The organism is Arthrobacter sp. zg-Y820, assembly GCF_030142155.1.
Taxonomy (GTDB): Bacteria; Actinomycetota; Actinomycetes; order Actinomycetales; family Micrococcaceae; genus Arthrobacter_B.
Genome location: NZ_CP126247.1, coordinates 3,046,216 through 3,057,917, shown reverse-complemented (window position 1 = coordinate 3,057,917; position 11,702 = coordinate 3,046,216). Strand labels below are relative to the sequence as shown.

19 protein-coding genes are annotated in these 11,702 nt (G+C 61.8%); all 19 read left to right on the top strand.

Going from position 1 to position 11,702, the window contains the following annotated elements; genetic code table 11:
• Nucleotides 1-111: 111 nt before the first annotated feature.
• The 19 genes from rplN (at nt 112) to truA (ending at nt 11,644) form a co-directional block, all read left to right on the top strand.
• On the top strand, nt 112-480 hold the full coding sequence (gene rplN / locus QNO08_RS13855) for a 50S ribosomal protein L14 (RefSeq protein WP_055239356.1): 369 nt from the start codon (nt 112-114) through the stop codon (nt 478-480).
• Between the two features lie 3 nt (nt 481-483).
• Nucleotides 484-843 (top strand): 50S ribosomal protein L24, encoded by a 360-nt coding sequence (gene rplX / locus QNO08_RS13850; protein ID WP_210228071.1) that lies wholly within the window; start codon nt 484-486, stop codon nt 841-843.
• Complete coding sequence (gene rplE / locus QNO08_RS13845; RefSeq protein WP_152219770.1) at nt 843-1,412, top strand: 50S ribosomal protein L5; 570 nt, start codon at nt 843-845, stop codon at nt 1,410-1,412. Before rplX ends, rplE begins: the two co-directional genes overlap by 1 nt.
• A gap of 90 nt (nt 1,413-1,502) precedes the next feature.
• Entirely contained in the window at nt 1,503-1,901 is a 399-nt protein-coding gene (gene rpsH, locus QNO08_RS13840) for a 30S ribosomal protein S8 (RefSeq protein WP_152219769.1), read from the top strand.
• 18 nt (nt 1,902-1,919) lie between these two features.
• Nucleotides 1,920-2,456, top strand: a complete 537-nt coding sequence (gene rplF / locus QNO08_RS13835) for a 50S ribosomal protein L6 (protein ID WP_229964892.1) — start codon at nt 1,920-1,922, stop codon at nt 2,454-2,456.
• Between the two features lie 2 nt (nt 2,457-2,458).
• On the top strand, nt 2,459-2,842 hold the full coding sequence (gene rplR / locus QNO08_RS13830) for a 50S ribosomal protein L18 (RefSeq protein ID WP_229964893.1): 384 nt from the start codon (nt 2,459-2,461) through the stop codon (nt 2,840-2,842).
• A 29-nt stretch (nt 2,843-2,871) separates the two neighbouring features.
• A complete protein-coding gene (gene rpsE / locus QNO08_RS13825) occupies nt 2,872-3,549 on the top strand; it encodes a 30S ribosomal protein S5 (RefSeq protein WP_210228079.1) in 678 nt (225 codons plus the stop codon).
• A complete protein-coding gene (gene rpmD, locus QNO08_RS13820; RefSeq protein WP_229964894.1) occupies nt 3,549-3,761 on the top strand; it encodes a 50S ribosomal protein L30 in 213 nt (70 codons plus the stop codon). Before rpsE ends, rpmD begins: the two co-directional genes overlap by 1 nt.
• Before the next feature lies 1 nt (nt 3,762).
• On the top strand, nt 3,763-4,227 hold the full coding sequence (rplO, locus tag QNO08_RS13815) for a 50S ribosomal protein L15 (protein ID WP_229964895.1): 465 nt from the start codon (nt 3,763-3,765) through the stop codon (nt 4,225-4,227).
• Between the two features lie 252 nt (nt 4,228-4,479).
• The gene (gene secY / locus QNO08_RS13810; protein WP_229964896.1) at nt 4,480-5,790 is read left to right on the top strand and encodes a preprotein translocase subunit SecY; all 1,311 of its coding nucleotides are present in this window, start codon (nt 4,480-4,482) and stop codon (nt 5,788-5,790) included.
• Nucleotides 5,787-6,359, top strand: a complete 573-nt coding sequence (locus QNO08_RS13805) for an adenylate kinase (protein ID WP_229964897.1) — start codon at nt 5,787-5,789, stop codon at nt 6,357-6,359. Before secY ends, QNO08_RS13805 begins: the two co-directional genes overlap by 4 nt.
• 15 nt (nt 6,360-6,374) lie before the next feature.
• Complete coding sequence (map, locus tag QNO08_RS13800) at nt 6,375-7,205, top strand: type I methionyl aminopeptidase (RefSeq protein ID WP_229964898.1); 831 nt, start codon at nt 6,375-6,377, stop codon at nt 7,203-7,205.
• 234 nt (nt 7,206-7,439) lie between these two features.
• Nucleotides 7,440-7,661 carry a translation initiation factor IF-1 gene (infA, locus tag QNO08_RS13795; protein ID WP_055239372.1) on the top strand — a complete coding sequence of 74 codons (222 nt, stop codon included), beginning with the start codon at nt 7,440-7,442 and terminating at the stop codon, nt 7,659-7,661.
• Between the two features lie 86 nt (nt 7,662-7,747).
• Nucleotides 7,748-7,861: a 50S ribosomal protein L36 gene (gene rpmJ, locus QNO08_RS13790; protein WP_012397712.1), complete on the top strand. Its 114-nt coding sequence runs from the start codon at nt 7,748-7,750 to the stop codon at nt 7,859-7,861.
• Between the two features lie 157 nt (nt 7,862-8,018).
• Nucleotides 8,019-8,396: a 30S ribosomal protein S13 gene (rpsM, locus tag QNO08_RS13785; protein WP_210228092.1), complete on the top strand. Its 378-nt coding sequence runs from the start codon at nt 8,019-8,021 to the stop codon at nt 8,394-8,396.
• A 65-nt stretch (nt 8,397-8,461) separates the two neighbouring features.
• Nucleotides 8,462-8,863: a 30S ribosomal protein S11 gene (rpsK, locus tag QNO08_RS13780; protein WP_104052715.1), complete on the top strand. Its 402-nt coding sequence runs from the start codon at nt 8,462-8,464 to the stop codon at nt 8,861-8,863.
• Between the two features lie 185 nt (nt 8,864-9,048).
• Complete coding sequence (locus QNO08_RS13775) at nt 9,049-10,059, top strand: DNA-directed RNA polymerase subunit alpha (protein WP_210228094.1); 1,011 nt, start codon at nt 9,049-9,051, stop codon at nt 10,057-10,059.
• A gap of 63 nt (nt 10,060-10,122) precedes the next feature.
• The gene (gene rplQ / locus QNO08_RS13770) at nt 10,123-10,665 is read left to right on the top strand and encodes a 50S ribosomal protein L17 (RefSeq protein ID WP_229964899.1); all 543 of its coding nucleotides are present in this window, start codon (nt 10,123-10,125) and stop codon (nt 10,663-10,665) included.
• 37 nt (nt 10,666-10,702) lie between these two features.
• On the top strand, nt 10,703-11,644 hold the full coding sequence (truA, locus tag QNO08_RS13765; protein ID WP_229964900.1) for a tRNA pseudouridine(38-40) synthase TruA: 942 nt from the start codon (nt 10,703-10,705) through the stop codon (nt 11,642-11,644).
• Nucleotides 11,645-11,702 lie beyond the last annotated feature (58 nt).

The following is an 11,702-nucleotide window of genomic DNA, read 5'->3' as shown; positions in this document are numbered from 1 at the left end:
CCGCGGCGCAGCCCCCAGCGGGGGAGTGCTGAGTACCAGTATTACGGGGTCCACCCATATCCGTTCCGCCAGGCTCAGTTCTGAGAACCGGCGCGACGACAGGAGTTATAAGTGATTCAGCAGGAGTCGCGGCTTAAGGTCGCCGACAACACTGGTGCCAAGGAAATCTTGACCATCCGTGTTCTCGGTGGATCCGGACGTCGCTACGCAGGCATTGGCGACACCATTGTTGCCACCGTCAAGGATGCAATTCCCGGCGGCAACGTCAAAAAGGGCGATGTGGTTAAGGCCGTCATCGTTCGCACCAAGAAGGAACGCCGTCGCCAGGACGGTTCCTACATCAAGTTCGATGAGAACGCTGCAGTGATCTTGAAGAATGACGGAGACCCCCGTGGTACCCGCATCTTCGGCCCGGTCGGCCGCGAGCTTCGCGACAAGAAGTTCATGAAGATCATTTCGCTGGCTCCGGAGGTGCTGTAGTCCATGGCAAAAATCAAAAAGGGTGACCTCGTTCAGGTCATCAGCGGTGCAACTGCTGCCCGCGGCGGAGACCGCGGCAAGCAGGGCAAGGTTCTGAAGGTTTACACCGACACGAACCGCGTCCTGGTTGAAGGCGTCAACACTGTCAAGAAGCACACCAAGGTCGGCCAGTCCTCCAAGGGCTCGAAGACCGGTGGCATCGAGATTGTCGAAGCTCCCCTCCACGTTTCCAACGTCGCAATCGTTGACCCGGAAACGAAGAAGCCGACCCGCGTTGGCTACCGTCAGGAAATCGTCGAAAAAGACGGCCGTGAGCGCACTGTGCGTATCCGCGTCGCCAAGGGCTCTGGGAAGGACCTCTAATGACTGAGACCGTCACCAAGACCGTCCCCCGTCTGAAGACCCGCTACGCAGCGGAGATCAAGAAGACCCTGCAGGACGAATTCAACTACGCTAACGTCAACCAGGTTCCCCGCCTTGTCAAGGTGGTTGTGAACATGGGTGTTGGAGATGCCGCTAAGGACTCCAAGCTCATTGACGGTGCAGTCAAGGACCTGACCCAGATCACGGGTCAGAAGCCTCAGGTCACGAAGGCCCGCAAGTCGATCGCACAGTTCAAGCTGCGCGAAGGCATGCCCATCGGCTGCCACGCAACTCTGCGTGGAGACCGCATGTGGGAATTCGTCGATCGCCTGGTTACCCTGGCGCTGCCGCGTATCCGCGACTTCCGCGGCCTGAACGGCAAGCAGTTCGACGGCAACGGCAACTACACGTTCGGTCTGACCGAACAGTCGATGTTCCACGAAATCGATCAGGACAAGATTGATCGCGTTCGCGGCATGGACATCACCGTGGTTACCACCGCAAAGACCGATGACGAGGGACGCGCGCTGCTGAAGGCGCTCGGCTTCCCGTTTACATCCGAAGATTAATTACTACGTAACAGGTCCGACGGACCTCTCCTCAGGTGCGCCTGAGTCGGAGCTCCGCAGGAAACCGTTACGAGGGAGGGCAAGAGCCCAATGACAATGACAGATCCTGTCGCAGACATGCTTACGCGTCTGCGCAATGCAAACTCGGCATATCACGATACCGTGTCCATGCCTTACAGCAAGCTCAAGGCGCGCGTCGCTGACATCCTGAAGGCCGAGGGCTACATCGCCGGCTGGAAGGAAGAAGAGGCCGTCGTCGGCAAGAAGCTGACCCTTGATCTCAAATTCGGTCCGAACCGCGAGCGTTCCATCGCCGGCGTGCGTCGTATCTCCAAGCCCGGTCTGCGCGTTTACGCAAAGTCCACCAACCTGCCGCGCGTTCTCGGTGGTCTGGGAATCGCAATCCTGTCGACGTCGTCAGGTCTCCTGACCGACCGCCAGGCCGCCAAGAAGGGTGTAGGTGGGGAAGTCCTCGCCTACGTCTGGTAGCAGGGAAGGGAAAGAAAAATGTCACGTATTGGACGTCTGCCCATCCCGGTTCCTGCCGGAGTAGAAATTGCCGTTGACGGCAACCTCGTATCCGTCAAGGGTGCCAAGGGCGAGCTGAGCCACACTGTGCCCAGCCCGATCACTGTCACGCTCGACGACAGCACCATCACCGTTGCCCGCCCGAACGACGAGCGCGAATCCCGTGCCCTTCACGGCCTGACCCGCACCCTGATCAGCAACATGATCACCGGTGTGACCGAAGGCTACAAGAAGGACCTGGAAATCGTCGGCACCGGTTACCGCGTGCAGGCCAAGGGAGCGGACCTCGAGTTCGCCCTGGGCTACAGCCACCCGGTTCCGGTCACGGCACCCGAGGGCATCACGCTTACCGTCGTGGGTCCCACGAAGGTCACAGTGTCCGGCATCGACAAGCAGCAGGTGGGCGAGGTTTCGGCCAACATCCGCAAGCTGCGCAAGCCCGATCCCTACAAGGGCAAGGGTATTCGTTATGCCGGCGAGATTGTCCGCCGCAAGGTCGGAAAGGCTGGTAAGTAACCATGGCCATCAGCATTAATAAGAAGCGCAATTCCAAGAGCAAGTCGGCTGCGCGTAACCGCCGCCAGCTTCGCATCCGCAAGCGGATCTCCGGTACCGCGGCTCGTCCGCGCCTGGTTGTTAACCGCTCGGCCCGCCACGTATTCGTCCAGGTTGTCGATGACATCCGCGGCGTTACCGTGGCATCGGCTTCCACCATGGAAGCCGACCTGCGCGCACTGGAAGGCGACAAAACCGCCAAGTCCAAGCGTGTTGGCGAGCTCGTTGCAGAGCGTGCGAAGGCTGCCGGCGTAGAAGCCGTTGTCTTCGACCGCGGTGGCAACCGCTACCACGGCCGCATCGCGGCCGTTGCTGACGGCGCACGTGAAGGTGGGCTGTCACTGTGACCGAGGTTAACAAGGAAAAGGAAAACCAGGTGACTGAAGCTACAGCTGCGCAGGCAACTGAGACCAAGGACGCCGCAGCTCCCGCCACTGACGACCGCCGCGGCGGCCGCAAGGGCGAGCAGCGCTCCGACCGTGGAGGCCGCGGCGAACGCGGTGGCCGCGGTGGCCGCGACGGCGGACGCAACGATGAGAAGGACAAGTTCATTGAACGCGTCGTGACCATCAACCGCGTTGCCAAGGTCGTCAAGGGTGGTCGTCGCTTCAGCTTCACCGCCCTGGTAGTTGTCGGTGACGGCAACGGCATGGTCGGTGTTGGTTACGGCAAGGCCAAGGAAGTTCCCTCCGCTATCGCGAAGGCCGTTGAAGAAGCCAAGAAGACTTTCTTCCGCGTCCCGCGCATCGGTGGAACCATTCCCCACCTGGTCCAGGGTGAAGCTGCTGCAGGCGTCGTCCTGCTGCGTCCGGCTTCCCCGGGTACCGGTGTTATCGCCGGTGGTCCGGTCCGCGCCATTCTCGAATGCGCCGGAATCCACGACGTTCTGTCCAAGTCGCTCGGGTCCTCCAACGCCATCAACATCGTGCACGCCACGGTTGATGCGCTGAAGCGCCTCGAAGAGCCTCAGGCAGTGGCTGCACGCCGCGGCCTGCCGCTGGACGAGGTTGTGCCTGCCGCGATGCTCCGCAACATGCAGAAGGCAGGTGCCTGATGACTACTCCGAAGAACGTTGCCGTCAGCACGGCAAAACTGAAGATCACCCAGATCAAGTCCACCATCGGTGGTAAGCAGAATCAGAAGGACACGCTGCGCTCATTGGGCCTGCGACGCATCGGTGCTACCACCGTTCGCACCGCAGACGCCGTGACCGTTGGCATGATCAACACGGTTCCGCACCTCGTGAAGGTTGAGGAGGCGAATTAACATGGCCGAAGAAAACAACAACGAACACGCGCTGAAGGTTCATCACCTGCGTCCGGCACCCGGTGCCAAGACGGCCAAAACCCGTGTTGGCCGCGGTGAAGGTTCCAAGGGTAAGACTGCAGGCCGCGGTATGAAGGGCACCAAGGCCCGTTACCAGGTCAAGGCCGGTTTCGCCGGTGGCCAGCTGCCGCTGCACATGCGTCTGCCGAAGCTTCGCGGCTTCAAGAACCCGTTCCGTGTCGAGTTCCAGGTTGTAAACCTGGACAAGATCTCGGAGCTGTTCCCCGAAGGCGGCGAGATCACGGTTGCTGATCTGGTTGCCAAGGGCGCCGTTCGCAAGAACCAGCCCGTCAAGGTTCTGGGCACCGGCGACATCACCGTCAAGGTGAATGTCACGGCCGATGCCTTCTCCGCCAGTGCGGCAGAGAAGATCGCTGCAGCAGGCGGAACGACAACGGCGCTCTAAGCACCGTGTCCGTTTCGCGCAACGACTTTCGGCGGCCGGGCAACCGGCCGCCGGCAGTCCGCTGCGCTGCTCTCAGAACGACGACTAAACTCCTGGCGGGCCGCCTGTCGGCCCGCCGGGGGTTTAGTTTGTTTTAAGGCACTACCCCGCCGCGGGCTTCGTTAACGTTCTACGGGGTCAGAGCGGCTAGACTCTGTTTTTGTTACCAGTCCAATCGGACTCACCTACTTCAGATCTCATTCAGGAGGACGCTTGCTTAGCGCTATTGGCCGGGCTTTCCGGACGCCAGACCTGCGACGCAAGCTGTTGTTTACGCTGGGAATCATCACTATCTTCCGCATGGGTGCTTTTATCCCGGCCCCGGGTGTTGACTACGGCAATGTGCAGCAGTGCTTGGCTCTGGGTGCCACCTCGGGTGGCCTCTACGAATTCGTTAACCTCTTTAGCGGCGGCGCCCTGCTGCAGGTCTCCATCTTTGCCCTGGGCATCATGCCGTACATCACCGCCAGCATCATTGTTCAGCTGCTGCGCGTCGTGATCCCCCACTTCCAGGCACTCTATGAGGAAGGCGCACAGGGCCAGTCGAAACTGACGCAGTACACCCGGTACCTGACCATCGCCCTGGGCCTGCTCAACGCCACCACCGTCGTCTCGCTGGCCCGCACCGGAGCGCTGTTCAACAACGCCTGCTCCGTGCCGATCATCCCGGACGACAACATCATCACGGTCCTGCTGCTGATCATCACGTTGACCGCCGGTACCGGCCTCATCATGTGGATGGGTGAACTGGTCACCGAAAAGGGTGTCGGCAACGGCATGTCGCTGCTGATCTTCACCTCGATCGCCGCCGGTTTCCCGAGCTCCCTCGGAGCCATTCTCAGCGCCCAGGGCTGGACGGTGTTCCTGGCTGTCCTCGCCGTCGGCATCCTGGTGGTCGCCCTCGTGATCTTCGTGGAGCAGTCCCAGCGCCGGATTCCGGTGCAGTACGCCAAGCGCATGGTCGGTCGGAAGACGGTAGGCGGCACCAACACCTACATTCCGATCAAGGTGAACATGGCCGGCGTCATCCCCGTGATCTTCGCTTCCTCGATGCTTTACCTGCCGTCGCTGATTGCCCAGTTCAACACGCCCTCCACCGGCACCCCGCCGGAATGGGTCGTCTGGATCAACAACTACCTCACCAGCGGCGACCATCCGTTCTACATGGCGCTCTACTTCCTGATGATCGTGTTCTTCACGTACTTCTACGTGTCGATCACGTTCAACCCGGAGGAAGTCTCCGAGAACATGAAGAAATACGGCGGCTTCATCCCGGGCATCCGGGCCGGCCGCCCCACCGCCGAATACCTGCAGTATGTGCTCTCCCGCATCACTCTGCCCGGCGCTCTCTACTTGGGGTTTGTAGCCCTGATTCCGCTAATCGCCCTGGTACTGGTCGGAGCGAATGCGAACTTCCCGTTCGGCGGAACCTCGATCCTCATCATGGTTGGTGTGGGACTTGAAACAGTCAAACAAATTGACGCGCAACTGCAGCAACGTCACTACGAAGGGTTATTGCGATGACAAGAATGCTCATTATCGGGCCTCCCGGCGCCGGTAAAGGAACACAGGCCGCCCGGATCTCGGACCGGCTTGGTGTCACTGCAATCTCCACGGGCGACATCTTCCGCGCCAACGTCAAGAACGAGACGCCGCTGGGCCTGGAAGCCAAGAAGTACATCGACGCCGGAAACTTCGTGCCGGACAGCGTCACCAATGACATGGTGCGCGCCCGGCTGCTCGAAGACGACGTCGCCGACGGCTTCCTCCTGGACGGCTACCCGCGCACCGCCGCGCAGGTCGAAGAACTCGACGACATCCTGGCCAGCAAGGGCCAGAAGCTCGACGTCGTCCTGCAGCTGACCGCCGACGACGAAGAGCTCGTGGAACGCCTGCTGAAGCGGGCGCAGATCGAAGGCCGCGCCGACGACAACGAAGACGTCATCCGGCACCGCCTGGGCCTCTACAAGGCCCAGACCGCCGACGTCGTCGCCAGCTATGACCAGCGCGGCATCGTGGCTCGGGTCGACGGGCTGGGCGGCATCGACGATGTCACCGAGCGCGTCATGGAAGTCCTCAAGGATATTAGCTAAAGAGTTAGAAGAGATATGTTCGGCCAGCCTCGAATTGAATACAAAACCAACGCGCAGATGCGCACCATGCGGGAGGCCGGGCTCGTTCTGATCCGGGCCCTCGATGCGGCGGTTGACGCCGCGGTGGTGGGGGCAACCACCGCGGATGTCGATGCGGTTTTCGCCGCGGTGCTTCGGGAAGCGGGGGCAACCTCGAATTTCCTCGGCTACCACGGGTATCCGGCCACCGTCTGCGTGTCAGTGAATGAGGAAGTCGTTCACGGCATTCCGGGGGAGCGCATCCTCAAAGACGGGGACATCCTCTCCATCGACGGCGGCGCCGTCGTTGGCGGATGGCATTCGGATTCGGCACGCACGGTGATTGTCGGCACCGCTGATCCCGAGGACCAGCGCCTGTCCGAGGTCACCGAAGCGGCCATGTGGCACGGCATTGCCGCCGCCGCCAAGGGCCGTTTCGTTGGCGACATCGGTGCGGCCATTGACGACTACGTCTCCAGCGTTCCCGGCAAGCCGCTGGGAATCCTGGAGGACTATGTCGGCCACGGCATCGGAACCGAAATGCACCAGGCACCGGATGTGCTCAACTACCGGACCTCGCACAACGGTCCGAAGCTGCGGCCCGGGCTGTGCCTGGCGATCGAGCCGATGCTGGTCCGCGGCAAGATCGAAACGCTCACGCTGGAGGACGACTGGACGGTGGTGACCACCGACGGCTCGCGCGCCTCCCAGTGGGAGCATTCGGTCGCGATTCACGACAAGGGAATCTGGGTCCTGACTTCGCCCGACGGCGGTGCCTCCCGGCTCGCGCCGCTGGGCGTCACGCCGGTCCCCATTCCCTCGGACTGACACGACCGGTCCCGTGGTGCTGCCGGCCTTCCCCGGATCGGCGGAACGATTTAACATATCGGGACCCTTCGAGTAGAGTTATCTGTTGGTTGTCTCTACATTCGTGCCCTTTTCCAAGCATGTGCGCCGTGTCAAAACGGTTCCTGCGCGGTAGATGCGCAGGAAGCACCGGGGAGAACCACAGACAAAAACCGCCCTTCGAGCATACGAGGGGCACAGACGTTAGCGGAGGATATGGCCAAGAAAGACGGCGTCATTGAGATTGAGGGCTCGGTCAACGAAGCCCTGCCCAACGCGATGTTCCGCGTTGAGCTGGCCAATGGCCACATTGTGCTCGCACACATCTCGGGAAAGATGCGTCAACACTACATTCGCATCCTCCCCGGAGACCGCGTTGTGGTGGAACTCAGCCCGTACGACCTCACTCGGGGCCGTATCGTCTACCGCTACAAGTAAGAACCGCTGCATCGGCAGGCTGTGTCCCGGACAAGTGGGACGCCGGCTGCGAGCGGCTTAACCCTGCAACCACGCAAAGGATAACCATGAAGGTCCAGCCGAGCGTCAAGCAGATCTGCGATAAGTGCAAGGTGATTCGCCGTAACGGTCGAGTCATGGTGATCTGCGAGAACCCGCGCCACAAGCAGCGCCAGGGCTAATTTCCTGCTCTCAGGGACAGCCCACGCGTAGTAGTAATTGAATATGGCAGTGCAGCGTTGATACGCGTAACGCATACCCCCGGCCCGGAGGCCGGGGACCTGGCAACAGGGATGCACTGCTTCAGACCTCCGGTGACACAAAAGGAGAACCGCCGATATGGCACGTCTCGCTGGCGTTGACATTCCCCGCGAAAAGCGGGTTGTGATTGCGCTTACTTATATCTACGGCGTGGGTAAGACCCGTGCAGACCAGACCCTGGCAGAGACCGGCATCAGCCCGGAAACTCGCGTCAAGGACCTCACGGATGCTGAACTCGTTCAGCTGCGTGACTACATCGAGGGCAACTTCAAGGTTGAGGGTGACCTCCGCCGCGAGGTAGCCGCCGACATTCGCCGCAAGGTTGAAATCGGCAGCTACCAGGGTATCCGCCACCGTCGTGGCATGCCCGTACACGGCCAGCGCACGAAGACCAACGCTCGTACCCGCAAGGGCCCGAAGCGTACGGTTGCCGGTAAGAAGAAGGCCGCCCGCTAAACCTAGCGGTGTGAGGCCATGGCCCCTCGCGGGCCACCTAAACCAAACTCTTTGTAGGAGAAGTAATGCCCCCCAAGACTCGTGGAGCGGTCCGCAAACCGCGTCGCAAGGATAAGAAGAATATCGCGCTTGGCCAGGCGCATATCAAGAGCACTTTTAACAACACCATCGTTTCCATCACGGATCCGTCGGGTGCTGTTATCTCATGGGCTTCCGCCGGTGAGGTTGGCTTCAAGGGCTCGCGTAAGTCCACCCCGTTCGCTGCGCAGATGGCTGCTGAAGCCGCTGCAAAGCGCGCCCAGGAGCACGGCGTCCGCAAGGTCGACGTCTTCGTAAAGGGTCCGGGTTCAGGCCGCGAAACCGCCATCCGTTCGCTCCAGGCCACCGGCCTGGAGGTTGGCTCCATTTCGGATGTCACCCCGAGCGCGCACAACGGCTGCCGTCCTCCGAAGCGCCGCCGCGTTTAAGCAGCACTGCGGTACCGGTTGTATCCGGCGGGCGGTCCATCCTTCGGGGCGGGCCGCCCATCGGACGCCTCCGGCTCCGGGCACGTGGCTGCTAGCCGTCCAAGACGCCCGCGGAAGACCCGTCGTCGTCGTTTCCACCATTTGTGTTGCGTCATATAGCGGACGCTCGCTGAAAGGAAATGCAAGTGCTCATTGCACAGCGCCCTACCCTCACTGAAGAAGTCGTAGCTGACAACCGCTCGCGGTTCATCATTGAACCGCTGGAACCCGGTTTCGGCTACACCCTTGGCAACTCCCTTCGCCGTACGCTCCTGTCCTCGATCCCCGGTGCTGCAGTAACCAGCATTCGGCTCGAAGGCGTGCTGCACGAGTTCACCACGGTTCCGGGCGTGAAGGAAGATGTCACCGAGATCATCCTGAACGTCAAGAACCTGTCGGTCTCCTCCGAGCACGACGAACCCGTTGTCGCCTACCTGCGCAAGCAGGGTCCCGGCGTCGTGACGGCTGCGGACATCGCTCCGCCGGCCGGCGTGGAGTTCCACAACCCGGATCTGCACATTGCCACCCTGAATTCGAAGGGCAAGTTCGAACTCGAGCTGACCATCGAACGCGGGCGCGGCTACGTTTCCGCCAGCCAGAACAAGTCCGGTGACCAGGAAATCGGCCGTATTCCGGTCGACTCCATCTACTCACCGGTCCTGAAGGTGACCTTCCGCGTGGAGGCCACCCGTGTTGAACAGCGCACCGACTTCGATCGCTTGATCGTTGACGTTGAGACCAAGGATGCCATTGCACCCCGCGACGCCGTCGCGTCCGCCGGCACCACCCTGGTTGAACTGTTTGGCTTGGCTCGCGAACTGAACAGCGCTGCTGAAGGTATCGAAATTGGTCCGAGCCCGACGGATGCCGCACTGGCAGCCGACATGGCCCTGCCGATCGAAGACCTTGAGCTGACCGTGCGTTCCTACAACTGCCTCAAGCGTGAAGGCATCCACACTGTGGGTGAACTCGTTGCCCGCTCCGAGGCTGACCTGATGGACATTCGCAACTTCGGTGCAAAGTCCATTGATGAGGTAAAGGCAAAGCTGGTCGAGCTTGGTTTGTCCCTGAAGGATTCCCCTCCCGGATTTGACCTGGCCGCCCGTGCCGCAGCTATTGAAGAGGACGAGTCCGAATACTCGGACGACGAGCTCTAACACACGCAAAATTTTGCCGTCCGGGCCCAAGCCCGGTGCGGCACCGTTTGAGGAGAAAATGTAATGCCTACACCCACCAAGGGTAAGCGCCTCGGAGGCAGCCCGGCCCACCAGCGGCTGATGCTTGCGAACCTGGCTGCCCAGCTGTTCGAGCACAAGCAGATCACCACCACGGTGACGAAGGCCAAGCGCCTGCGTCCCTACGCCGAGCGCCTGATCACGTTCGCAAAGCGCGGAGACCTGTCTTCACGCCGCCGCGTCCTGGGCCTGATCTCGGACAAGGGCATCGTCCACGAGCTCTTCACCGACATTGCTCCGGCAGTCGAGAAGCGCGACGGCGGCTACACCCGCATCACGAAGATCGGCAACCGCAAGGGCGACAACGCTCCCATGGCTGTCATCGAACTGGTTCTCGAGCCCGTCTCGGCCAAGCAGGCCGTAGTGGCCGAAGCCGAAACCGCTGCAGCCGTTGCTGCTCCGGCGCCGGTTGAAGAATCCGCTGAGTCCGCCGACTCTGCTGATTCCGCTGAGTCTGCCGATTCGGCCGAGTCCGCTGAGTCTGCCGATTCCGCTGACGAAGCAGTGGAGACTGAAGAGAAGAAGTAATTTTTCCTTCAGCTCCGTGTCCCTTAATATTGAGGGCATGAGTATCGAAAGGCCCGCCGCGCCATCACTGGACGGCGGGCTTTTTCGTGTCCGGATGGATCTCTCCTACGACGGCGCCTCGTTTTACGGGTGGGCCGTCCAGGATGACCTTCCCACCATCCAGGGCACCCTTGAGGCGGCCCTGGAGGTCCTGGTCCGGCGCCCGATCCGGCTGACGGTCGCCGGCCGGACGGATTCGGGCGTGCACGCCCGGGGGCAGGTGGTCCACTTTGACCTCACCCGCGCCGAGTGGGAGGGGCTTTCCCGGGGTGCTGCGCTGACCCCGGAGGAGGCGCTGATCCGCCGCATGAGGGGGATCCTGAACAAGGACCTCACCATGCCGCTGCGCAAGGCCAAGGCACCCAAACGGGTCATCCACGCCATGGAGGGCGCCATTACGGTCCACTCCGCGTCCCTGGCCCCGGAGGGCTTCGACGCCCGCTTCTCCGCCCTGTGGCGCCGCTACAGTTACCGGATCGCCGACCGCGAGGCCAGCCGTGACCCGCTCACCCGGACGGTCACGCTCTGGCACGACTTTGCGCTGGACGAGCACCGGATGAACGCCGCAGCCCAGGCGGTCCTGGGCGTGCGGGACTTCCTCTCGTACTGCAAGCCCCGCGCCAGGGCAACGACGGTCCGGGAGCTGCAGGAGTTCTCCTTCCTGAGGCGGCCCGACGGCGTGATCGAGGCTCACCTGCAAGCCGACGCCTTCTGCCACAACATGGTCCGGTCGCTCGTCGGCGGAGCCATGCTGGTCGGGGCGGGGGAGCGGACCCCCGAATGGCTGGGGGAAAGGCTGCAGGCGCGGATCAGGGATTCGAAGTCCCTGCTGGCCGCTCCCCACCCGCTGATCCTTGAAGAGGTAAGGTATCCGGCCGATGAAGAAATGCAGCGGCGGGCCGAAAGCACGCGCACCCTGCGCGCGCTGTCCGGCTTTTGACCTGACTCCGTAAGCAGGCTATTGTTTATAGTCGTTGTGCGTGTCCTACCTCGATAGG